The organism is Hymenobacter mucosus (assembly GCF_900188255.1).
Classification (GTDB): Bacteria; Bacteroidota; Bacteroidia; order Cytophagales; family Hymenobacteraceae; genus Hymenobacter; species Hymenobacter mucosus.
Genome location: NZ_FZNS01000004.1, coordinates 609,141 through 629,669, shown reverse-complemented (window position 1 = coordinate 629,669; position 20,529 = coordinate 609,141). Strand labels below are relative to the sequence as shown.

At 56.8% G+C, this 20,529-nt stretch carries 20 protein-coding genes; 12 read left to right on the top strand and 8 right to left on the bottom strand.

Going from position 1 to position 20,529, the window contains the following annotated elements:
• The first annotated feature begins 246 nt into the window (after nucleotides 1–246).
• Nucleotides 247–1,221: an arginase gene (locus tag CHB83_RS12685; protein ID WP_045688931.1), complete on the top strand. Its 975-nt coding sequence runs from the start codon at nucleotides 247–249 to the stop codon at nucleotides 1,219–1,221.
• 118 nt (nucleotides 1,222–1,339) lie between these two features.
• Nucleotides 1,340–1,786 carry a YbaY family lipoprotein gene (locus CHB83_RS12680; protein ID WP_089332879.1) on the top strand — a complete coding sequence of 149 codons (447 nt, stop codon included), beginning with the start codon at nucleotides 1,340–1,342 and terminating at the stop codon, nucleotides 1,784–1,786.
• A gap of 80 nt (nucleotides 1,787–1,866) precedes the next feature.
• On the opposite strand, the gene CHB83_RS12675 is transcribed toward CHB83_RS12680, so the two are convergent.
• Nucleotides 1,867–2,637 carry a TerC family protein gene (locus CHB83_RS12675; protein WP_089332878.1) on the bottom strand — a complete coding sequence of 257 codons (771 nt, stop codon included), beginning with the start codon at nucleotides 2,635–2,637 and terminating at the stop codon, nucleotides 1,867–1,869.
• Between the two features lie 420 nt (nucleotides 2,638–3,057).
• On the opposite strand from CHB83_RS12675, the gene argS reads away from it, so the two are divergent.
• Nucleotides 3,058–4,851: an arginine--tRNA ligase gene (gene argS, locus CHB83_RS12670; protein ID WP_045690367.1), complete on the top strand. Its 1,794-nt coding sequence runs from the start codon at nucleotides 3,058–3,060 to the stop codon at nucleotides 4,849–4,851.
• Nucleotides 4,852–5,068: 217 nt separating this feature from the next.
• Nucleotides 5,069–5,650 (top strand): LOG family protein, encoded by a 582-nt coding sequence (locus tag CHB83_RS12665; RefSeq protein WP_089332877.1) that lies wholly within the window; start codon nucleotides 5,069–5,071, stop codon nucleotides 5,648–5,650.
• 106 nt (nucleotides 5,651–5,756) lie between these two features.
• On the opposite strand, the gene CHB83_RS12660 is transcribed toward CHB83_RS12665, so the two are convergent.
• Nucleotides 5,757–6,842, bottom strand: coding sequence for a 3-oxoacyl-ACP synthase III family protein (locus CHB83_RS12660; RefSeq protein WP_045690368.1), 1,086 nt, complete (start codon nucleotides 6,840–6,842; stop codon nucleotides 5,757–5,759).
• Nucleotides 6,843–7,101: 259 nt separating this feature from the next.
• On the opposite strand from CHB83_RS12660, the gene CHB83_RS12655 reads away from it, so the two are divergent.
• From CHB83_RS12655 to CHB83_RS12645, 3 genes are all read left to right on the top strand, one after another.
• On the top strand, nucleotides 7,102–7,680 hold the full coding sequence (locus CHB83_RS12655) for a glutathione peroxidase (protein ID WP_045690369.1): 579 nt from the start codon (nucleotides 7,102–7,104) through the stop codon (nucleotides 7,678–7,680).
• Nucleotides 7,681–7,806: 126 nt separating this feature from the next.
• The gene (locus tag CHB83_RS12650; RefSeq protein WP_045690370.1) at nucleotides 7,807–8,472 is read left to right on the top strand and encodes an HAD family hydrolase; all 666 of its coding nucleotides are present in this window, start codon (nucleotides 7,807–7,809) and stop codon (nucleotides 8,470–8,472) included.
• 41 nt (nucleotides 8,473–8,513) lie between these two features.
• On the top strand, nucleotides 8,514–9,449 hold the full coding sequence (locus tag CHB83_RS12645; protein WP_089332876.1) for a 1,4-dihydroxy-2-naphthoate polyprenyltransferase: 936 nt from the start codon (nucleotides 8,514–8,516) through the stop codon (nucleotides 9,447–9,449).
• 409 nt (nucleotides 9,450–9,858) lie between these two features.
• On the opposite strand, the gene CHB83_RS12640 is transcribed toward CHB83_RS12645, so the two are convergent.
• Together CHB83_RS12640 and CHB83_RS12635 are read right to left on the bottom strand one after the other, a co-directional pair.
• Nucleotides 9,859–11,451 (bottom strand): DEAD/DEAH box helicase, encoded by a 1,593-nt coding sequence (locus tag CHB83_RS12640; protein ID WP_089332917.1) that lies wholly within the window; start codon nucleotides 11,449–11,451, stop codon nucleotides 9,859–9,861.
• A 234-nt stretch (nucleotides 11,452–11,685) separates the two neighbouring features.
• Nucleotides 11,686–12,702 (bottom strand): Gfo/Idh/MocA family protein, encoded by a 1,017-nt coding sequence (locus tag CHB83_RS12635; RefSeq protein ID WP_089332875.1) that lies wholly within the window; start codon nucleotides 12,700–12,702, stop codon nucleotides 11,686–11,688.
• A 122-nt stretch (nucleotides 12,703–12,824) separates the two neighbouring features.
• Here CHB83_RS12635 and CHB83_RS12630 point away from each other — a divergent pair, with 122 nt between their 5' ends.
• The 5 genes from CHB83_RS12630 to CHB83_RS12610 all read left to right on the top strand — a co-directional run bounded on the left by CHB83_RS12630 (nucleotide 12,825) and on the right by CHB83_RS12610 (nucleotide 16,784).
• The gene (locus CHB83_RS12630; protein WP_089332874.1) at nucleotides 12,825–13,559 is read left to right on the top strand and encodes a class I SAM-dependent methyltransferase; all 735 of its coding nucleotides are present in this window, start codon (nucleotides 12,825–12,827) and stop codon (nucleotides 13,557–13,559) included.
• A gap of 43 nt (nucleotides 13,560–13,602) precedes the next feature.
• On the top strand, nucleotides 13,603–13,929 hold the full coding sequence (locus CHB83_RS12625; protein ID WP_045687334.1) for a hypothetical protein: 327 nt from the start codon (nucleotides 13,603–13,605) through the stop codon (nucleotides 13,927–13,929).
• The gene (locus tag CHB83_RS12620; RefSeq protein WP_089332873.1) at nucleotides 13,926–14,600 is read left to right on the top strand and encodes an ATP-binding cassette domain-containing protein; all 675 of its coding nucleotides are present in this window, start codon (nucleotides 13,926–13,928) and stop codon (nucleotides 14,598–14,600) included. Before CHB83_RS12625 ends, CHB83_RS12620 begins: the two co-directional genes overlap by 4 nt.
• Nucleotides 14,601–14,616: 16 nt before the next feature.
• On the top strand, nucleotides 14,617–15,801 hold the full coding sequence (locus CHB83_RS12615) for a CaiB/BaiF CoA transferase family protein (protein WP_089332872.1): 1,185 nt from the start codon (nucleotides 14,617–14,619) through the stop codon (nucleotides 15,799–15,801).
• 140 nt (nucleotides 15,802–15,941) lie between these two features.
• The gene (locus CHB83_RS12610) at nucleotides 15,942–16,784 is read left to right on the top strand and encodes a hypothetical protein (protein ID WP_245855344.1); all 843 of its coding nucleotides are present in this window, start codon (nucleotides 15,942–15,944) and stop codon (nucleotides 16,782–16,784) included.
• A 137-nt stretch (nucleotides 16,785–16,921) separates the two neighbouring features.
• Here CHB83_RS12610 and trpS read toward each other — a convergent pair whose 3' ends face one another.
• The 4 genes from trpS to CHB83_RS12590 form a co-directional block, all read right to left on the bottom strand.
• Complete coding sequence (gene trpS, locus CHB83_RS12605) at nucleotides 16,922–17,899, bottom strand: tryptophan--tRNA ligase (RefSeq protein ID WP_089332871.1); 978 nt, start codon at nucleotides 17,897–17,899, stop codon at nucleotides 16,922–16,924.
• A 254-nt stretch (nucleotides 17,900–18,153) separates the two neighbouring features.
• Complete coding sequence (locus tag CHB83_RS12600; RefSeq protein WP_089332870.1) at nucleotides 18,154–18,891, bottom strand: queuosine precursor transporter; 738 nt, start codon at nucleotides 18,889–18,891, stop codon at nucleotides 18,154–18,156.
• Between the two features lie 97 nt (nucleotides 18,892–18,988).
• Nucleotides 18,989–19,906 (bottom strand): ribonuclease Z, encoded by a 918-nt coding sequence (locus tag CHB83_RS12595; RefSeq protein WP_089332869.1) that lies wholly within the window; start codon nucleotides 19,904–19,906, stop codon nucleotides 18,989–18,991.
• A 168-nt stretch (nucleotides 19,907–20,074) separates the two neighbouring features.
• Nucleotides 20,075–20,449, bottom strand: a complete 375-nt coding sequence (locus tag CHB83_RS12590) for an STAS domain-containing protein (RefSeq protein ID WP_045687338.1) — start codon at nucleotides 20,447–20,449, stop codon at nucleotides 20,075–20,077.
• Nucleotides 20,450–20,529: the final 80 nt, after the last annotated feature.

Below are 20,529 nucleotides of genomic sequence, written 5' to 3'. Positions count from 1 at the left end.
TAGTTGAAAAAGAACGCGTACGATAAGTGGGCAAAATGCTTTGATAAGCGCCACTGTATGCGCTTTTTCCAAGCAAAGCTTTTTCCGAACTTAGGACCCGCAAAGATACCCCCTTGCGGGGGTTTTGGTTGTGCTTTGTTCGTTGGTTGCGCCGGAAGGTCCGCGCGCGTCAAGCCTATCCTGGCCTGTGGCCTTGGTAATCGGCAAGCATATAAACCACTCTAACCCTTTTCCTGCCCATGTAGTATGCGTCGCATCAAGTTAGTGGAAGTGCGCTCCGAACTCGGAGCCGGCACCCGAGGCGCCAGCCTGGGGGTAGATGCCCTCAAAGTGGCCTGCCTCAATAAAGGGTCCGATTACTTTCGTCGGTTCAATTCCGTCAGTGTGCCGGACCTGAACCACGTGCTCTTCGAGAAAAATCATTTTCCGAAGGCCAAACACATTGATTCTATTTACACGGTGCAAAAAGGCATTGCCAGCACCGTCGAACAAACCTTACGGTTTGGGGAGTTCCCCCTGGTACTAGCCGGCGACCATAGTAATGCGGCAGCGACCATTGCGGGCATTAAAGCCGCCTACCCGCACAAAACGCTGGGGGTGGTGTGGATAGATGCTCACGCCGACATTCACTCGCCCTACACCACTCCCTCGGGCAACATGCACGGCATGCCAATAGCCATTTCCCTGGGCGATGATAACCGGCAATGCCAGCGGAACACGATAGAACCCGAAACGGAATTTTTCTGGCAGAAGCTTAAAAACCTAGGCGAAACGGGCCCTAAGCTTATTGGAGAGCACCTCGTGTACGTGGTAGTGCGCGACACCGAGGCGGAAGAAAATGCCATCATCGAGCGGCTAGGAATTAAGAATTACAAGCTTGATGAAGTAAAAGCTAAGGGAACCCGCCAAGTAGCCCGCGAAATCTACGAGCGTCTGCGCTTCTGCGACCTAGTCTACATCTCGTTCGACGTGGACTCCCTGGACTCCCGCTTCTCCAAGGGTACGGGCACGCCAGTAGAGGAGGGCCTGAACGTAGAGGAAGCCATTAGCCTGTGCCGCGCTTTGCTGGATAATGACCGGGTTGTGTGCTTCGAGATGGTGGAAATCAACCCCACGCTCGACAGCGAAAATACTATGGCTACCAATGCCTTCGACATCCTGGAAGCCGCCACCGATGCCATTCAGCGCCGCTTGCGCATGGCGGAGGTTGTGAGCCGGTAGGAGAGTAGTACGGTTTAGCTGCGGCCGAGCCCGGGTAGAGTTGGGGACTTCCTTGGAAAATAGCAGATTCCCAATACATTCGTGCCTGTTCGTTATCATTCTATCCCGGTTAGTTGCCATGAAGCCACCCCTCCTGCCTGCTCTCTGTGTTGTGTCACTACTAGGTGCTTGCACGGCCACTCCCTCATCGCCGGGGGGGGCGGGCACCACGGCCCCGGTTGTGGTGACGGTGAAGGATTCTATAACGGGCACCGTAACCTATCGGGAGCGAATGGCCCTGCCCGCATCGGCCGTAGTGCGCCTACAATTACAGGATGTGTCGCGGCAGGATGTGGCCGCTACGGTGGTCGACTCAGTGACCATCCGGCCCAATGGGCGACAGGTTCCACTGGCCTTTACGCTGCGCTACGACACGGCCCGAATTCAGGAAAATGTCACTTATGCGTTGCAGGCGCGCATTGTGGCCGATGGGCAATTGCTGTTCATCAACGATGTGTCCTACCCTGTCGTCACGCGCGGCAACCCCAAGCAAGTGCAGATGGTACTGCGCCGAGCGAAAAACTGAGGGTAGCAAGTAGAACCCCATAAGCAGTAAGGGCTGGCACATGCGTGTGCCAGCCCTTACTGCTTATGGGGTTCTACTTGCTACCCCTGACGACCACCCTGGCGGTAAGGCACCCCGAACAGCCAGGAGGTGAGTAGTGGTACGGCAAACACAGCTACGGTAAGCACAGTAAGGCCTGCATCGGCGGCTTCGCTGCTGAGGAAGTGGCTGAAGGGGTGGTGGGGCTGGAAATGCTCAAAGAGGGAAAGTAGCAGCTTCAGGCCTAGAATACCAATAACCACGAAGGCAGCCGTTTCCAAAAACGGGTACTTGCCCATCAGCAGCACGAAGGCTTGCGCCACCAGGCGCATGGCCAGAATGCCAATGAATACGCCCCCACAAATCAGGATCAGGTTGTCGGTGAAGGCCACCACAGCAAACACATTGTCGATGGAAAAGGCCAGGTCCATCAGCTCAATCAGCGCCACCGTGGCCCAAAACGGACCGAGCAGACCCAGGGTACTGCGGTAGAGCCAGCTTTTCTGCTTGTCTACGTCTTCCTCCCCGTCGCTGCTGCGGTTAGCAAACTGGCTGTACGCTAGGTAAAGCAAATACAGGCCGCCCAGGGGCTTCAGAAACCAGAACTGAATAAGGTAGGAAGCAAATAGGATGCAGAGCCCCCGAAATACGTAGGCTCCAATGATGCCGTAGCGCAGGGCTTTGTGGCGTTGCTCCTTAGGGAGGTCCGATACCATCGTTGCCAGCACGGCCGCATTATCTACGGAGAGCAGGCTTTCAATGATAACAAGGTTGCCCACAATGGCCAGCGCGGCCAGGGGGTTGTCGAGGATTTGCTGTAGGTGAACGTTCATGCGTGGGGCGCAAGATACTCTTTGCAGCAAATACACGCACAGCCGTTGGCTTTGGTTCAGCACCTAGAAAATAGCTGGGGCTGGGAGGTACCTTGCCACCTGTAGGCAGTAGGATGACGGGCAGTCGGGCCAGCGGCCATATTTTTTCGGGCGGCATCTGGCTGGGCTTTCTACCTTTGTAGCAGCGACGGCCTAGTCTGGCTACCGTGTCAACTCCCGATGAAGACAATTCTGCGGCTACCCAACCAACGACGAATCTAGCGTAAGCTAAGGCGCAGAGCGCGGCTACTAGCACTCCGTAGTGAGGGTAGATGCCGCCGCTGGCTGGCCCATAGTTTACGCAGTGCCCCGTGGTTGTCAGTCCAAGAATGTATCTTCCAGAAGCCTAGTATACCGCTTCTCTTAAGCGTTTCGCTTTCCGTGCAACAACTCGAACAAACCCTCAAAGCGGCCCTCGGGGCTGCCATCAAGAACGTATTTGACGCCGAGGTAGCCTCGCCTCAGCTCACCTTGCAGCCTACGCGCAAGGAGTTTGCGGGCTCGTTTACCCTCGTTACGTTCCCTTTTACGAAAACTCTAGGCAAAGGCCCCGAGCAAATTGGGCAAGGCATTGGCGACTGGCTGGTAGCCAATGAGCCGCTGGTAAGCGGCTACAACGTGGTGAAAGGCTTTCTGAACTTAGAAATTGCCGACTCGGCGTGGCTCGATGTCTTTGCCCAGTTGCGGCAGCAGCCTGCCACTACACCAGTAGAAACGGGTGGCCCGCAAAATGTGGTGGTGGAATATTCCTCCCCTAATACCAACAAGCCCCTGCACTTAGGGCACCTGCGCAACAACTTCCTCGGCTACTCAGTGGCCGAGATTCTGAAAGCTACTGGTGCTACCGTTACCAAAGCCAACCTCGTCAACGACCGGGGTATTCACATCTGCAAGTCCATGCTGGCCTACCAGCAGTACGGCCAGGGCGAAACACCCGAGCAGGCGGGCATCAAGGGCGACCACCTGGCCGGAAAGTACTATGTGCTGTTTGAGAAGCACTACCGCGAGCAGGTAAAGCAGCTGGAAGCCGAAGGCGTAGCCGCCGACGTAGCCAAGCGCCAAGCCCCCATGATGCTGGAAGCCCAGGACATGCTGCGCGCCTGGGAAGCCGGCGACGAAGCGGTGGTAAGCCTCTGGAAGCAAATGAATGGCTGGGTGTACGAAGGCTTCAACGAAACCTACCAGACCATCGGTGTCGATTTTGATAAGTACTATTACGAGTCGGGAACGTACCTGCTAGGTAAGGAGCGGGTAGAAGAGGGCCTGCAAAAGGGCGTCTTCTTTAAGAAGGACGACGGCTCGGTGTGGGTAGATCTGCAGGAAGAGGGCCTCGATGAGAAGCTCCTACTCCGTGCCGACGGTACCTCCGTGTACATCACCCAGGACTTGGGTACGGCCGAGTTAAAGTACCAGGACTTCCACTATGATCTGTCGGTGTACGTTATTGCCGACGAGCAGAACTACCACATGCAGGTGCTGAAGGCCGTGCTGAAGAAGCTGGGCAAGCCCTACGCCGATGCCATTTACCACCTCAGCTACGGTATGGTAGACCTGCCCTCGGGCAAGATGAAAAGCCGGGAGGGCACCGTGGTTGATGCCGACGAGTTGGTACGCGAAGTGGTGGAAGCTGCAAAGGCTGCTACCCTCGAGAAAGGCAAAACAGAAGGCTTGTCGGATGCCGAAGCTGAGCAGCTCTACCACATGCTGGGCTTGGGAGCCCTCAAATACTACCTGCTGAAAGTGGACCCTAAGAAGCGGATGCTCTTCAACCCCGAAGAGTCCGTGAGCTTGGAAGGTCACACTGGCCCGTTCATTCAGTACTCGCACGCCCGTATCTCCAGCATCCTGCGCAAGGCGGCCGAGCAAGGCGTAGCAGCCAACGCAAGCTTGGCTGGCCTCACGGAAATTCAGGCTACCGAGCGGGAAATGATTCAGGAGCTTGGCCGCTATGCGGCCGTGGTAACGGAAGCGGCGCGCACGCAGTCGCCGGCCGTTGTAGCTCAGTACGCCTACGACCTGGCCAAGGCCTACAACCGGTTCTACACCGAAGTGCCCATCTTCATTGAGCCCAATGCTGCCAAGAAGGCGTTCCGGGTAGCGCTGTCGGCCCAAACGGCTAAGGCCTTAAAAGTTAGCATGGGCCTGCTTGGTATTCAGGTGCCCGAGCGGATGTAATTTTCACGTATGGCCGAGCGCGCGGGCGCAGGAGGTAGCCAAAGCAGGTTAAGGGCCTGAGGCCTCTAACTCAGCAACGCGAGTAAAAACTGCAAACGTGTTGCGGCTCTCCGTCTGCCGCTCTTTATCATCTCAGTAGCAATGCCAAAGCCTGGCGTTGCTACTGTTTTCTTTTTCAACCAATAATAGGCGAGGCCGTGCTTCGCCCTACAGTTTTATGAAAAGCGTAGCCGTGTATTGCGGTTCCAGTGCCGGAACCAACGAAATGTATACCCAACGAGCCCAGGAGATGGGCCGTGTGCTAGCCGAACGTGGCATGACGCTGGTGTACGGCGGGGGCCGCGTAGGCCTGATGGGAGCCGTAGCCGATAGTGTATTAGCGCATGGCGGCAAAGTTATCGGGGTCATTCCCGATTTTCTGGTGGCCAAGGAGGTGGAGCACCGGGGCGTAACGGAGCTCCATATCGTGAAAAGCATGCACGAGCGTAAGCTCCTGATGGCCGATTTAGCCGAAGGCTTCGTGGCGATGCCGGGGGGGTATGGTACGTTGGAAGAGCTGTTTGAAGTGCTGACCTGGGGGCAGCTTGGCTTGCACAAAAAGCCCGTGGCGCTGCTCAACGTAGAGGGCTTCTACGACCATCTGTTGCGCGCCCTAGACCACATGGCCGATGAAGGCCTGTTGCGCCGTGAAAACCGCGACCAGTTGCTCAGCAACCCCGACCCCAATGGTATAATTGAAGAAATGCTGGCTTACCAGCCCGTGCTTCTGGAAAAGTGGCTGACGCCCCGCACTACCTAAGCCCGCTTATCACTACACAGACTGAGCCCTGGTGCTAGTAGCACGTCAAACACAAGCGCCCCGCCGGACACTGTCTGGCGGGGCGCTTGCGCGTTGGGGGGGCTGCTTAGCCTGGCATCCGGTACACTACGGCGTTGCAGTTCATACCGGCGCCTACAGAGGCAAACACGATGTTAGTACCTGGCTGAATATCATTGCCGGGCAGCTTATCTTTCAGTAGAAGGTCCAGCAGGGTAGGTAGGGTAGCCACCGAAGAGTTACCCAACCAGGAAATCGTCATCGGCATGACGCCTTCGGGCACGGTAGCTTCGTCGTACAAGCCGTACAGTCGCTTCAGAATGGCATCGTCCATTTTGCCATTGGCCTGGTGTAGCAGTAGTTTGTGCATGTCGGCCAGGGGCAGCTTGGCTTTTTCTAAGCAGTCTTTGATGGCTTGCGGTACGGTTTTGAGCGCGTACTCGTAGAGCTTGCGGCCTTCCATTTTCAAAAACAGGTCGCTCCCTGGGTAGTTGGGGTTGTAGGAGGCGCCCATGCGCAGCAAGTGAGCTGCCTGAACGGTATCGGAGCGAGTACCGTGGGCCAAGATACCCACGGGTACGTTGCTTTCCTGCGCTTCCAGTAGCACCGCCCCGGCGCCATCAGCATACAGCATACTGTCCCGGTCGTGCGGGTCGCACACGCGCGAGAGTACCTCCGCCCCAATCACCAGAACGCGCTTGGCGTCGCCCGAGCGCAAGTAGTAGTCGGCCTGAATCAGGCCCTGGAGCCAGCCCGGGCAGCCGAAGGGTAAGTCGTAGGCAATGGTCTGCGGATTTTCGATGCCCAGTTTGTGCTTGACGCGCGCTGCCAGGCTCGGCACAAAATCCGACCGCCGGTTATCGGCCTGTACATCCCCAAAGTTGTGAGCCACCAGAATATAATCTAGCGACTCGGGGTCCGTACCGCTGGATTGCAGGGCGTCTTGCGCCGCCAGAAAGGCAATGTCGGAGGTTACTTGGTCATCCGTAACGTAACGACGTTCGTGGATGTCCGTGATTTGCGCAAAGCGCGCAACGATTTCCGCACTCGGTTTGGTGAGAAGGTTACTATCAGCGTCATAAAAGGTAGATGCTGTGAAATCCTCATTCCTAACAATACGAGCGGGAAGGTAACTGCCCGTACCGGTAATGACAGAATAGAGAGTCGTACGCATGAGCAGATTAACCAGGGAAGAAATGTGCAAAAGGCAAAAGTACGGCTTTTTAATAGCCCGCTCGGATTCCCTTCAGCAAATGCCGCACAGTAAGCCTTGAGTTATGCTAAGATAGCACGGTGCCGTTGCCCTTTGCTGAGCCGCAAGAGCTGATACGGATAGTTTCGTGCGGAAGAGTTTCTTTACTTTGAGCTAACTGGTCATCGGCACCGAACAATGTGCCCGGCGGCTGGTTGGTCACTGACTTTTTCTCTCTCGTATGAAAGCTTTTGTACTACTAGGCACGCTGCTCGCTAGCGGCCTGTCTTTCTCCCACTCCCAGCCTGCCCCAACCATGACCACTACCACCGAAAGCACCGCCACCGGCACCGTCTACGACTTCACCGTGAAAAGCATTGATGGCAAGGACGTAAAGCTGAGCCAGTACAAAGGGAAAAAGCTGCTGATCGTGAATACCGCATCGGAATGCGGGTACACGCCTCAGTACAAAGAGCTGGAAGAACTCTACAAGAAGCACGGCGATAAAGTGGTAGTTCTAGGCTTTCCGGCCAACAATTTCGGCGGCCAGGAGCCCGGTACTGAGGCGCAGATTGCTACTTTCTGCGAGAAAAACTTTGGCGTCACGTTCCCCCTGTTCAGCAAGGTTTCGGTAAAAGGCGACGATACGGCTCCGCTTTACAAGTTCTTGGCCGATAAGTCGAAGAACGGGGCCGTAGGAGATGCCCCTACCTGGAATTTCTGCAAGTATCTGGTAGACGAAACCGGCCACGTAGTAGCCTTCTATCCCTCCAAGGTAAAGCCCATGAGCGACGAGCTAGTAGCTGCCGTTCTGAAGTAACATTCTCCCTGTGAAATACGCGGCCTGCTTTGCTTGCGCTTTTCTGGCGCGGCAGGGCAGGCCGCCACTTGTTAGTCAAGAGCCCTGGGTTTCTCTACCTTCGCGCTCATAACCACTAGTTGCTGCATGATACGCACTGTTATTTTCGATATGGACGGCGTCATCGTCGATACGGAGCCGGTTCACCGCTACGCGTACTTCCGGCATTTCGACGAGCTCGGTATTGATGTAGCCGACGAAGAATACGCTCAGTTTACGGGCCGCTCCACGAAGAACACCTACCAGTACCTGAAAGAAAAGCACCAACTGTCGCAACCAGTGTTGGAACTGGTGCAGGCCAAGCGCGACTTTTTTAACCGGGCTTTCGATGAGAAACCCGATCTGGAACTGCTCGATGGCGTGCGCTCCCTTATCGAGGACCTGCATCAGCATAATATTGAGCTTATTCTGGCCTCGTCAGCATCGCACTCCACCATTGACCGGGTAATGGAGCGGTTTAAGCTGGCGCCTTATTTTTCCCACCTCATCAGCGGCGAAGATTTTCCGCGCTCCAAGCCCGATCCGGCCATCTTCGAGCACGCGGCCTCCCTTTCTCAGGCTCCTGCCTCCGAGTGCCTAGTAATTGAGGACTCAGCCAATGGTGTTACGGCAGCCAAAGCGGCCGGTTTGTACTGCATTGGCTACAACAGTGAGCATTCGCCCCTGCAAGACCTCCACCACGCCGACCTGGTAATAGGGCACTTTTCGGAGCTTTCGGCGGAAAAGATTGCCGCCATTGAAACGGCAGGGTAAGTACACTAGTCACAGGATGGCATTTTTCAACGTTTCCAGTCATGGTCTCTTCTTCCAGCAGCCCTACTGCTCCCACTAGCCCTGCCAAAGCCTGGGTTTCCGCTTTTCGCCCTCGCACCTTGCCGCTCGCGCTGGCCAGTATTATGGCCGGCGGATTTCTGGCCGCCAGCCAGGGGCAGTTTCGGGCTGCGGTAGTGGGACTGGCGGCTCTCACTACCATTCTGCTACAGATCCTGAGTAACCTCGCCAATGACTATGGCGATTCCCAGAACGGCGCCGATAGTGTGCACCGCGAAGGACCCCAACGGGCCGTACAGAGCGGTGCCATCACACCCCAGCAAATGAAGAAGGGGATGCTGGTGTTCGGGGTGCTGTCCCTGCTAAGTGGCTTGCTGCTGCTGTGGGTGGCCCTGGGTACTGCCGGCGCCTGGATCTTTCTATCCTTCTTTGTGTTGGGCCTCTCGGCTATCTGGGCGGCCGTTAATTATACGGCCGGTTCCAAGCCGTATGGCTATGCCGGCCTGGGCGACGCGTCCGTGTTTATTTTTTTTGGGATGGTGGGGGTGTGCGGCACGTACTTTCTGCAAACGCGCACCTTGCCGCTACCCATACTACTGCCCGCGGCAGCCTTGGGCTGCTTTGCTACGGCAGTCCTCAACGTCAATAACATCCGGGACATCCGCTCCGACAAGTTGGCTGGCAAAATCACCATTCCAGTGCGGCTTGGCCCCGTGCACGCCCGCCGCTACCACTGGCTGCTGCTGCTAGTAGGCTTTGCCTGCGCTATAGTATACGTGACCCTAACGTACCGCTCGCCTTGGCAGTGGTTGTTTGTGCTTTCGGCCCCGTTGCTGTTTCGCAACGCCTTGCAGGTTTGGCAGCGCCAAGAGTCTATGCAACTTGATCCGCTACTCAAGCAAATGGCACTGACTACTCTCGTATTTACGCTTTTGTTTGGCCTAGGCCAAGTGCTGTAAAGCGTGGTTTCAAGCCCTTTTAAAACCCAGCTCCGGCTGGGTTTTCTTTTGAGTATTATGTTTTAGCAACTATGTTGCATGTACTTAAGAGCTTAATTGCAATTAGGTCTACGTAATAATGCATCATTGATGCATTATTACGTAATTACCTATTAGTAAGTTGTGCTGAGTAAGATCAACCTGCTTATGCCATGTGCGAAGCCAAATCTACCGCGCCTGGCCACAAAGGCCACTGCTAGCGCATGAAAAAAGTATCGTGTGTCAATCAGCCATAGGAGCATGGAGGCTATGAAAAGGTAGTTCTACCTGTGGGTAGTAATAAGGTGTATGGTACGGTAGCGGCGCACCTATGAACCGAGACGGATATGGACACAAAAAAGCCCCGCTAGTAGTAGCGGGGCTTTTTTATTTATTCGGCGCTTGGTACGGCTGCGGTGGATTCAGCAGTGGGGGTGCTACCCTCGGGGCGAGGACCGCGGCCACTACGATTGCGGCCGCCCCGCTTCCTACGACGCTTAGCCTCTTCCCCCTCGGCGCGTGGCTCCGTGCGTGCTGGTTCGCCCTCTTGGCGCGGGGCCCGTGGCTCACGAGGCGGTCGAGCCTCTCCTTCTGGGCGCGGAGGCCGAGCTTCGCGCGCCGGACGCTGGTAGGGCTGGGCCGGTGCCTGGCCTGCATCGAGAGCTGCTAAAGCCGCTTGTGCTTTTGCAATACGTTCTTGCTGCTGAGCATCGGGTTTGCCGTTGGCATCGGGGCGTGAGCCGCGTCCGCTACCGTTGCGGCTACCTTCGCCCCGCGGGCCCCGTTCTCCTTCTGGGCGGGGGCCCCGGTCGCGGTTGCCACTGCCCGCGCGGCCCCCACGTTCAGGCCGTCCGCCTACTTTGCCCCGCAAGCCACTGAACCGCTTGGGGTCAAACTCAGGCGCCTCACCTAAGCCAAGTTCTTCGGTGATGTTCCTCTTCTCAATGTCCCGCTCAATCAGCTTCTCAATCTTCACTACGCGGTCCTGGTCTTGGTCGGAAATGAAGGTGATGGCCGTGCCTTTGGTGGCAGCGCGGGCCGTGCGGCCAATGCGGTGCACGTAATCCTCAGCGGCACGCGGAATGTCGTAGTTTACTACGTGGCTGAGCGAGTCGATATCAATGCCCCGGCTGAGCACGTCAGTAGCCACCAGAATGGGAAACTGCTTGTTTTTAAACTCGCGCATGATCTGCTCGCGCTCCTCCTGCGTCCGGTCGGAGCTGATACCTTTCGCCTCGTAGCCCAGCTTGTTAATCGCCCGCACAATGCCCCCAACGGCGGCTTTCTGCGACGTGAACAAGACCATGCTTTGCACTTCCTGGGTTTTGAGCAGGTGCTCCAGCAAGTAGATCTTCTGACGGTCGAAGGCCATGTAAAACTGCTGGTCGATGCCCGCGGCAGGCTTCGACACGGCCAAACGGATTTCGTCGGGGTTGTGCAGAATCTGCTGCGAAAACTCCCGGATTTTGTTGGGCATGGTTGCCGAGAACAAAAGCGTTTGGCGCTCCTTGGGCAGCTGCCGCACGATGTTCAAAATGTCATCGGAGAAGCCCATATCCATCATCTTGTCGGCCTCGTCCAGCACCAGGTATTTCAGGTGCTCAAACTTGACGTAGCCCATTTGCATGTGGGCAATGAGGCGGCCCGGCGTAGCAATGATAATGTCGGCGCCGGAGGTAAGGGCGCGCTTTTGCTGCTCCCAGCCTTCACTTTTGCCGCCCCCATAAATGGCAATGGAGCTGGCTTCTACGAAGTAGCCGAATCCGGTCACTTGCTCGTCAATCTGAGTAGCTAGCTCCCGGGTGGGCACCAGCACCAGGGTGGAAGTAGTGCCGTGCTTGGCGTGCGAAATCTTATCGAGGAGGGGAAGCAGGTAGGCCGCTGTTTTGCCGGTGCCGGTTTGGGCGCAGGCTATCAGGTCTTTGCCTTCGATGATTTTAGGAATAGCCTGCTCTTGAATAGGCGTGGCATTCTGGTAATTCATGGCATCCACGCCGGCCAATAGGTCGTCGTGGAGATTAAAATCGTGAAACTTCAAGGTTCAGCGAATTAGGATGATGAAATGGCTGACCTCGTTGTCCGGTCAGCAAACCGCTTATGTAATGATAACAAAGATAGGCGGATTTCGTGCCGTATAGTTGGGTTGCTATATGGCTGGCGCAGCGTAGTAGTCACAAACAGAGCCGCATGAGGCGTAGCGCCGCGCTAAGGGCTTTTCCTAGCCTTCTAAAACTGCTAACTGCCAGTGAAGTTCTTCCTCACGCACGGGGTAGGGCTGCCCGTGAACGAGCGTTTGGTACACGGCCTCAAACAAGTCCGGGTAATCACCGCGCGGCGAAGGCACCGTGCTAGTGTGCTTCTGACCATTGGGCAGCACCAGGGTGAGGATGCCCTCCTGACCGGCTGGCTCCAAGCCGTAGGCCGCATCTGTGGGCAGCATGCCCTGGTCGAGCTGAGACTCTTGCACGTCGGTGCGCTGCTTGCGGAACGACCCTTGGGTGCCGTGCAGCACGTAGGCCGGGCCGGCATCGGCCACCAGCAAGCTACCACTCACGAACACCTGGAGCCCGCCGGGGTAGGCGAGGTGGAAATGGAAGTAGTCGTTGACCTGGGAGCCCGGACGGTTGGTTGCTAAGGTCTTGTGGAACCGCTCGGGCTGCCCAAATAAGCTCAGCGCCTGGTCGAGCACGTGCGGGCCCAAGTCGTAGCTAAGGCCGCTGCCGGGAGTAGTTGGCTCTTCCTTGAATGCTTTCACGTTGAGGGCTGCTTTGTAGCGGTCGAAGCGGAAGTGCACTTCCGTAAGCTGACCCAACTGCCCACTTTCCACTACCTGGCGTACCGTTTGAAAGTCACTGTCCCAGCGCCGGTTCTGGTAGCCGAACACCTGCCGGCTGTGGCGGTGCGCCACGGCAAATAGCTCGGTAAGTTCGGCCGTGGTTGTAGTAACAGGTTTTTCAATGAGCACGTGTTTGCCGGCCTCCAGTACCTGCTTTGCCAACTCGAAGTGCGTGTTGTTGGGCGTATTTACTACCACCAGCTCCAGCACGGGGTCGGCAAGCAATTCGCTTACACTGTCGTAACTAATGATGTCCGGGTAAAGCTCGGCGGCCTGCTTGCGACTGCGCTCCGCCACGGCCCGTAAGTGAAAGCCAGGATGTGCCGCTAGGAAGGGAGCGTGGAAAATGCGGCCCGACATGCCGTAAGCCAGTAGGCCGGTTTGGATGGGAGTAGGCATTGGTTTTGGTGAAGAGTTTTTCGTTTTCGCGGTGGCAATGGCCGTATACAAGTTGGGCGGCCGTGGCTGCTAGCCCGCTAGCAGTTGCCAATAACCACAAACCAACCAGTAAACGCCAACTAATGCTCGACCGTTTCTCTTCCCAAGCCGACCTCTACGCCCAGTACCGCATCGACTACCCCGCCGAACTCTACGACTGGCTGCTACCCCAAGTGGCCCACCACAACCAGGCCTGGGACTGCGCAACCGGCAACGGGCAAGTGGCGGCTGTGTTGGCCCAGCACTTCCGCCAGGTAGAGGCCACCGACATCAGCCAGGCCCAGCTAGACAAAGCCGCCGCCCACCCCAACATTCACTACCACATTACCCCAGCCGAACACACGCCCTTTGCACCAGCTAGCTTCGATCTGATTACAGTGGCGCAGGCGGTACACTGGTTTGAGCCCGATGCCTTCGTAGACGAGGTGCGTCGTGTAGCGCGGCCAGGGGGTATAGTGGCAGAGTGGGGGTATGGCCTGGTGCAGGTGAGCCCCGAAATAGACCCATTGATTCGGAAGTTTCACGACGAAACCATGGGCCCCTACTGGGACCCTAACCGCCAGCACATCACCAACGAGTACGCGCACTTGCCTTTCCCTTTTGCCAAGGTGCAGCACAAGCGGTTTGCAGTGCGGCGGCAGTGGTCTGCCGAGTGGATGCTGAACTACCTGCGTACCTGGTCGAGCGTAGCAAAGTATCAGAAGCAACACGATCAGGACCCCGTGGCTAAACTGGCCGCAGAGCTGTCGCAGCGGTGGGGCAGTGCAGAGCGACCAGTGGTGTTTCCGGTGTTTTTACGGTTAGGGGTGGTAGAATAATCTGGTTATCGGGGCGTTGTGTGGCTAGCTCAACGCGCACTCCATGACGATACCTACGTACCTGCGGGCCCTAGGCCTGTTCTACCGCACCGTGGCCCCTTTTACCGTAGTGTTTTCGTTGCTGATCTTTGCGGCCGCCGCCGTCGGGCCATTTCCTACCTGGCCTCTCCCGCTCACAGCAGGACTACTGCTGACGAAGCTAGGCACCTTTCTGGTTATCTGGTATCTGTCGGCGCAGTTGCGGCCCCACCAGTATTGGTTTTACCTAAACCTGCACATTGCGCCCTGGCAGCTGTGGGCGGGCGTACTAGTGGCTGATACGCTACTGTTCAGCGCCGCCGTTGGGCTGCTTCATGCTGTGCTGCAATGAGCAAGTCTTTCTCCTACGTATTAGAAGCGGATGGTATGCAGCTCGCGTTTGGGGAGCGGCGCATCCTCTCCGATGTGTACCTGCGGGTGGAGACCGGGCAAGTGGTAGGCCTGTTGGGGCGCAACGGCTGCGGTAAATCTACCCTGCTGCAAACTGTCTTTGGTGGCCGCCACGTCGCCGACGCCTCCGTGCGAGTGAATGGGCAGCGTGTAGTGCCCGCCTATCGAAAGCCAGGCCTACTGAACTACCTTCCCCAGGTGCCACTGCTGCCAGAGCACCTCACGCTGATGGAAGCAGCACGCATGCTTGGGGTTGATGCTGAACAGGCACTGGCTAATTTTCCAGATATACGGGCTCAGGTTTCCCGCCGCATCGGTGAGCTTTCGGGGGGTACTACCCGGCTAGTGCAGGTGCTACTGCTGCTACATGCCAAAACGCGGTTTTCGTTGTTTGACGAGCCTTTTTCGGGGGTGATGCCACTGCACGTAGAAACTTTGGGCGAGATGTTTCAGCAAGCTAAAGCACAGAAAGGCATCCTGCTCACCGACCACCGCTACACCGAAGTGCTACCCCTGTGCGACGTTGTGTACCTGCTGCACGGAGGGCGCTTGGAGCAACTTCCCGCTGACCCCGTGCTCGCACTCCGCGACCGGGGCTATCTTGCCAGCTGATGCCAACCCTCGCTCCATGCCCAGTACTGCTTCTAACCTCTCACTTCCCTTCACCGGACTAACAGTTATCGAGCTGGCTTCTGTGCTGGCTGGCCCGCAGGTAGGGCAGTTTTTTGCGGAACTGGGCGCACAGGTGCTGAAGATTGAAGCCCCCGGCGGCGACGTAACCCGCACCTGGCGCACTCCCGGCGAAGCCCCCGGTACCGACGTTACGGCTTACTTCGCCTGCGCCAACTGGGGCAAGCAGTCCATTGTGCTTGACCTTACTACTGCTACTGGCCGCGCGGCTGTGCACCGCTTAGCCACCCGCGCCGACGTAGTACTAGCTAGTTACAAACCCGGCGACGCCACCAAGCTAGGAGTAGATTACGACACCCTGGCAGCGCTCAATCCGCGGCTGCTGTATGGCCTCATCACGGGCTACGGGGCCGCCGTTCCGCGGGCGGGCTACGATGCCGTGCTGCAAGCAGAAACGGGCTTCATGCATCTTAATGCGGCTGGTCCTGGCCAGGAACCCCTCAAAATGCCCGTAGCCCTGATTGACCTGTTGGCCGCGCACCAACTGAAAGAGGGCTTGCTTGCGGCCCTCTACCGGCGCACGCAAACGGGCCAGGGGGCAGTGGTGCACGTATCGTTGCAGGATAGTGCTTTGGCTTCCCTGGCGAATCAAGCCTCTGCCTACCTGGTAACGGGGCAAGAGCCCCGCCCTATGGGGTCGGGCCACCCTAGTATTGTGCCCTACGGCACTGTGTACGAAGCCTCTGATGGGGTGCGCCTCTTGCTGGCAGTAGGTACCAACCGGCAGTTTGAACACCTATGTGCTGTGCTGGAGCGGCCCATCTGGGCGCAGGAGGCCCGATTTGCTTCCAATGCTGCTCGCGTAGCGCACCGTGCCGAGCTAGAGCAGCTCTTGCGCGAGCGGATACTACAACTCCCAAGCTCGCTTCTGCTAGCGGCTCTGGAAAGGCTTGCTGTACCCGCCGGGGCGGTGCGCACAGTAGGACAAGCCCTGGCGCAGGAGGCCGCGCACTCGATGCTGCTACCCGCTTCCCCGGAGTTTCCGCACCCGGGCTTGCGCACTGTGGCCTTCCATAGTTCAGCGTGGCCCCGGGCTACTCACTTGCCGCCGCCACCTCACCTAGGCGCCCACCTGCAGGCACTGGATGCATCCTCAGAAAATGAGATAGGAACGAATGCATAAGTATTTGATGGACATATGTATATATGTGTTTTCGAAACTGTTGGCGCCCTCCTTTGCGTAGGTGAAGTAGGATTCTACCGCATTGCTGGTAATATTTCTCATTGCGCACTACCTACTCACGCGCCTTTGCTTCTGTTTGTATGGACGAATTACCTCAATCGGCACCAACGCCAGCTACGCTTGCGCACGTAAACGACGGAACGCCCGGTGCCCCGGCACCCACCGTTGCGGGCGTGCCCAATTCTGACAACACGGCTACCAACGCCCCCGGTGAGCCAGGCGCTACCCCCGCCGACCGCCTCAACCTAATTTTTGATGGACTCCGGCAGAAGTCCACGGCTAAGCAGGCCATCTACCGCAACACCCTGGCTACTTTCGATTTATTGCGGAAGGTGTCGCAGGAGTTGGTGGTGGAATTGAGCCGCCGCATTACGCCCGTCGATTCCACGGTTATTATCGAATACCGGCCCGTGAACGATATGGAGTTTCATATCCGCTTCTCCGGCGACCTGCTGGTCTTTGTGATGCACTCCAATATTGTCACCTTCCCCGATGACTACGGCCCCATGCCTACCAAATACGTGGAGGAGGACTTCCGGCGGCGGTTTTTTGGCCACATCATGGCCTACAACTTCATGGCCGACAGCATCAAGTACCAGCGCATGAGTGACCCCGGCTACCTAGTGGGCCGTTTGCTTATCAACATTGATAACCACTTTTTCCTGGAAGGGGTGCAGCAGCTAGAACTGCCCGACAATGACATGTCGGACAACGTAGTGACGCCCGATGGGCTTAAGCTGTTCGTGGAAAGCGCCATGATTGCCGCCGTAAACAACGACTTAATTGCCCCACCGCTGGATGATATCCAGAAAATATCGGTCAAGCAAAAGCTTGAAAATCAGCAGGTCAGCCGCGGGAGTAAAGTAGGGTTCAGCTTTTCTCACGAGCAACGACACTTCAACGTTGATGGCCTGCCATACTAGGCAGCTTGTATAAATAACGGGGCTACTGCGGCGCTCAGAAAAGCTACCTGCTGCATACCAAAACACCCGGTTCTCAACGCGAAGAACCGGGTGTTTTTTATGGCTGCGTTTCCGCGAGCCTGTAGCGCGAATGAACCTCAGCGGCGCTGATAGCCCACTTTCTCGCGTACTTTATTTAGAACCTCTGAGCCATAGGCCTGGGCTTTGCGGGCCCCTTCGGCTAGCTTACGGTCTACTTCGGGTAGGTTGTTGATGTAGAAATTGAACTGTTCGCGCTCCGTTGCAAAGCGCCGCAGCACCAGCTCGTAGAGGGCCTGCTTGGCGTGGCCGTAGCCGTAGCCGCCGGCCAGGTAGCGGGCGCGCATGTCGGCCGTTTCCTCGGGCGTAGCCAGTAGCGAGAAAAGCTTGAAGGTGGTATCCGAGTCCGGGTTCTTAGGCGCTTCCAGCGGGGTGCTATCTGATACAATGCTCTTGATGGTTTTGAGCAGCGCCTTATCGTCAGCAAAGATGTCGATGATGTTGCCGTAGCTCTTGCTCATTTTCTGCCCATCGAGGCCCGGAATAGTCATGAGCTGTTCATCGGCGCGGGCTTGCGGCAACACAAAGGTGTCGCCATAGCGGTTGTTGAAGGCCGAGGCAATGTCGCGCGTGATTTCCAGGTGCTGAATCTGGTCTTTGCCCACGGGCACCACGTCAGCGTCGTAGAGCAGAATGTCCGCCGCCATCAGCACTGGGTAGGTAAACAGCCCAGCATTCACGTCCGACAAACGGTCCGACTTGTCCTTGAACGAGTGGGCGTTGGCCAGCATGGGGTAGGGGGTGAAGCACGACAGGTACCAAGCCAACTCCGCCACTTGCGGCACATCGGACTGGCGGTAGAACAGGTTTTTTTCCGTGTCGAACCCACAGGCCAGCCACGAGGCGGCCACGGCGTACGTGTTCTGGCGCAGTAGCTCCGCGTCGCGCACGGTCGTGAGTGAGTGCAAATCAGCAATGAAGTACAGCGACTCATTGGCCGCATTCTTGGACAGCTCAACGGCGGGCAGAATAGCCCCTAACAAGTTGCCTAAGTGGGGGCGCCCGGTGCTTTGGATGCCGGTAAGGATTCGGGACATGGAGAGAAAAACTAGTAAACAGTAGGCACAAGAGCGGGCGTAGCCCTCCTCGTGTGAAGAGCGTGAATCAGGGCCGCTAAGTTATTCGTTGGAATCCGCTTCTCCATTACTGGCCCTGCGAGGCTGGCGCAGGTCGCAACGTAGCCCAGTAGTGCCATGTGAAATTTCTAGTCCGCAAGGCTATTCACAAGCCAAGGAGTGGGTACCCTTTAGTAGACTTAAGGTGTAATAAGTACTACTTGCAGAGGCCCAAGCTATACGCTAATGTCTGCACTGGCTTCTTGTTGTAGCTCCCTGGTTTCTTCTGTGCCGAGGTAGCGGTCAATCAGGAAGTGCGCTAGGTAGAGTACCGGAGTAAGCAGAATAGCCGCGGCAAACTTGTACCAGTAGTTGGTATTTGCTACGTCTAGTACCTGGTCCAGCGTCCAGTTGCCGAACAGGTAGAACGCCACGTAGAGCACCACGAAGCTGTCTACGAGTTGGGATACCAACGTGGAGCCCGTAGCGCGCAGCCATACGTAGCGCCCCTTGGTGGCCCGGCGCAGCAGTTGAAATACCGTAGCATCCAGCACCTGCCCAATGGCAAACGCCGTGAGGGACCCCGCAATAATGCCCATGCCCTGCCGAAAGATCATTTGGTAGGCAAAGTCTATGTTGATGGGGTGGCCCTGCGGATCTTGGTTGTTCACATCAAGCCAGAAGGCCGCCGGAGGCAGCTTGGTAGTGGCATAGATTACCAAGAAGGCAAACAGAATAAGGCCGGCCGTAAGGTAGCTCACACGTTGTACGCCTTGCTTGCCGAAGTATTCATTGATGATGTCCGTTGTCACGAATACCACCGGCCAAATGAGCACGCCTGCTGTCAGATTATCGGGGCGGCCAATTAGGGGCTCCAGGGAGAAAATCTTAACCCCAATAATTTCGGCCAACAAGGCATTGACGATGAATATGCCGCTCAGAACTAGGTAAAGCTGCTGTTTTTTGTGCCCCATGGGGTATAAGCATTGGGCTGCACCTCCTACCGGCTACCTGGTGGGGCAAGCATCAAGGATGAAAGTAACGGAGCGCTAGAGGGCCGGAAGCGGATAATTACTCAGCCAGGCTCACCGTGAGGCCTTCTACTGCCAGTTCCGTCCACTCAAACATGGTTTTGGCTTCGGTTAGTAGGGGCTGTAAGTCGCGGTAGCGGCTGGAGAAGTGGCCGATGAGTAGGCGGTGTACCTCGGCGCGCCGGGCTAGCAGTCCCGCTTGGCGAGCCGTGGAGTGGTGGGTGGTAGCGGCCCGTTCGCGCATATCGTCCAGGAAAGTAGCTTCGTGGTAAAGCAAGTCTACCCCGTGCACTAGGTCGGCCAGGCTCTCCGTGTACATGGTATCGGAGCAGTAGGCGTAGCTGCGGCTGCGCTTGGGCGCGGCTGTCACATCGGCGTTGCGAACTAGCAGTTCGCCGTTGTCTGCTACTACGTCTTCGCCTGAAGTGAGGGCGGTAAGTTGGGTTGGCGTGAGGCCGTGGGGTAGGCGCTCGGCCAGCAGCCGGCGGCGCTTGGGTTTTTCCCGAAACAAGTACCCGCAACACGGTATGCGGTGGCGCATGGGCAAGGTGTGCACCGTGAGCTGCTTGTCTTCAAAGATCAGCTCGTGCTGGGTAGTGTCTACGGGCGTGAAATCAAGCTCGAAGCTTAATTGGGTGTGCGAATGCCGGAACTGGGTAGTCAGTACTTCATCTAACCCTGCCGGACCAAACAGCCGCAACGGCTCAGTGCGGCCGTTGAGGTGCATAGTGCCAAGCAGGCCGAAAAGCCCAAAAAAATGGTCGCCGTGAAGGTGGCTGATGAAAATGTTCTGGATGCGCTGGTGACGAATCTTATGCTCCAGCAGCCGGCGCTGCGTACCCTCACCGCAGTCAATAAGATACTGCGAATTGGCCACCGTGAGAACCTGCGCCGTGTGGTGGCGGTCCATGAACGGGGTGGCGGAGGCACTGCCCAGAATTTTCAGCTCAAACTCCAACGGAAGCTGCGCGCCAACGACGAGGAGCCGTTAGCATTTTGTAAGATGAGACAATGAGAACACACTAGCGAGTATACGCCGCCGCTAGAAAAAGAAAAAACTGCTGGCTGGTAGCTGTCAGTACGAAACATAACAGCTAACAGCCAACAGCCAACGGCGTACTCAACGCTATTCTTTGCTGGTCAGGTCCCGCTCAATGGCGTGCAGGAAAATACGGTCGATGCCTTCCTCTACGGTGGGCAGAATGTGCAGTACCGACTCCAGCTTGGAAATGGTGATGAGCTTCATCACATGATCTTGCAGGCCAGTAAGCACGAGCAAGCCGCCGGTAGAATTGCACAAACGGTTTGCAATGAGGATAGAGCTCAACCCCGACGAATCGGTGTACTTGACGTTGCCAAGGTCCAAAATCAGGTTATTGATGCCCTCAGCATTCAACTTCACGAATTCCGACTTCAGATCCGGCGCGACGGTAGTGTCGAGCTTTTTCTCATCAATCGTGATAATCGTGTAGGTCTCTTTTTTATCTATCGAGTACTTCATACCGCAGGTCGTTCGGTGGTTATGGGAGTTGCGAAGGTAACAAAAAAACTGTTTGATCGAAGCGTGTTCGCTAAGGACCA

Bases quoted from the DNA above. Each gene is read 5' to 3' on its own strand.
- CHB83_RS12685 (WP_045688931.1), top strand. From the start codon at position 247: ATGCGTCGCATCAAGTTAGTGGAAGTGCGCTCCGAACTCGGAGCCGGC.
- CHB83_RS12680 (WP_089332879.1), top strand. From the start codon at position 1,340: ATGAAGCCACCCCTCCTGCCTGCTCTCTGTGTTGTGTCACTACTAGGT.
- CHB83_RS12675 (WP_089332878.1), bottom strand. From the start codon at position 2,637: ATGAACGTTCACCTACAGCAAATCCTCGACAACCCCCTGGCCGCGCTG.
- CHB83_RS12665 (WP_089332877.1), top strand. From the start codon at position 5,069: ATGAAAAGCGTAGCCGTGTATTGCGGTTCCAGTGCCGGAACCAACGAA.
- CHB83_RS12660 (WP_045690368.1), bottom strand. From the start codon at position 6,842: ATGCGTACGACTCTCTATTCTGTCATTACCGGTACGGGCAGTTACCTT.
- CHB83_RS12655 (WP_045690369.1), top strand. From the start codon at position 7,102: ATGAAAGCTTTTGTACTACTAGGCACGCTGCTCGCTAGCGGCCTGTCT.
- CHB83_RS12650 (WP_045690370.1), top strand. From the start codon at position 7,807: ATGATACGCACTGTTATTTTCGATATGGACGGCGTCATCGTCGATACG.
- CHB83_RS12645 (WP_089332876.1), top strand. From the start codon at position 8,514: ATGGTCTCTTCTTCCAGCAGCCCTACTGCTCCCACTAGCCCTGCCAAA.
- CHB83_RS12640 (WP_089332917.1), bottom strand. From the start codon at position 11,451: ATGAATTACCAGAATGCCACGCCTATTCAAGAGCAGGCTATTCCTAAA.
- CHB83_RS12635 (WP_089332875.1), bottom strand. From the start codon at position 12,702: ATGCCTACTCCCATCCAAACCGGCCTACTGGCTTACGGCATGTCGGGC.
- CHB83_RS12630 (WP_089332874.1), top strand. From the start codon at position 12,825: ATGCTCGACCGTTTCTCTTCCCAAGCCGACCTCTACGCCCAGTACCGC.
- CHB83_RS12625 (WP_045687334.1), top strand. From the start codon at position 13,603: ATGACGATACCTACGTACCTGCGGGCCCTAGGCCTGTTCTACCGCACC.
- CHB83_RS12620 (WP_089332873.1), top strand. From the start codon at position 13,926: ATGAGCAAGTCTTTCTCCTACGTATTAGAAGCGGATGGTATGCAGCTC.
- CHB83_RS12615 (WP_089332872.1), top strand. From the start codon at position 14,617: ATGCCCAGTACTGCTTCTAACCTCTCACTTCCCTTCACCGGACTAACA.
- CHB83_RS12610 (WP_245855344.1), top strand. From the start codon at position 15,942: ATGGACGAATTACCTCAATCGGCACCAACGCCAGCTACGCTTGCGCAC.
- trpS (WP_089332871.1), bottom strand. From the start codon at position 17,899: ATGTCCCGAATCCTTACCGGCATCCAAAGCACCGGGCGCCCCCACTTA.
- CHB83_RS12600 (WP_089332870.1), bottom strand. From the start codon at position 18,891: ATGGGGCACAAAAAACAGCAGCTTTACCTAGTTCTGAGCGGCATATTC.
- CHB83_RS12590 (WP_045687338.1), bottom strand. From the start codon at position 20,449: ATGAAGTACTCGATAGATAAAAAAGAGACCTACACGATTATCACGATT.